The sequence below is a fragment of the Hymenobacter terricola genome (genome assembly GCF_017921975.2).
In the GTDB taxonomy this organism is placed as follows: domain Bacteria; phylum Bacteroidota; class Bacteroidia; order Cytophagales; family Hymenobacteraceae; genus Hymenobacter; species Hymenobacter terricola.
Genome location: NZ_JAGEMO020000131.1, coordinates 1 through 435, shown reverse-complemented (window position 1 = coordinate 435; position 435 = coordinate 1). Strand labels below are relative to the sequence as shown.

Below are 435 nucleotides of genomic sequence, written 5' to 3'. Positions count from 1 at the left end.
TCCGGACCCGTTGCGGTCAACGGGCTCGCGGCGGGCCAGCGCTACTACGTGGCCGTGAGCGGCTACGGCAGCTCCGACGCGACGGGCGCCTTTACCATTGCCGGCACCAGCCTGGTGGCGACCAGCGGCCGGGCACCGGCCGACGCCAACGCGCTGATTGTCTACCCGAACCCGAGCAACACGGGCCAGCTCACCCTGCACCTCGGCGCCTTGGCCGGCAACGGCCGGGCCGCGCTGCTGAACGCCCTGGGCCAGGTCGTGCTCACCCAAGGCCTGACCGGCGCCGCGGAGCAGACGCTGAACACCCGCTCCCTGGCCGCCGGCCTCTACACCCTGCGCATCACGGGGGCCGGGCAGGTCCTCACCCGCAAAGTCGTGCTGGAATAGGTTCTCATTCGTTATTCAACAAGTAAAAAGAGCCGGCAATCGCCGGCT

The 435-nt window shown here is 69.4% G+C and carries 1 protein-coding gene; it reads left to right on the top strand.

Annotated elements, in window-relative coordinates:
* On the top strand, positions 1–387 hold a 387-nt coding region (locus tag J4G38_RS26760; protein ID WP_226163937.1), incomplete at its 5' end, for a T9SS type A sorting domain-containing protein.
* Positions 388–435 lie beyond the last annotated feature (48 nt).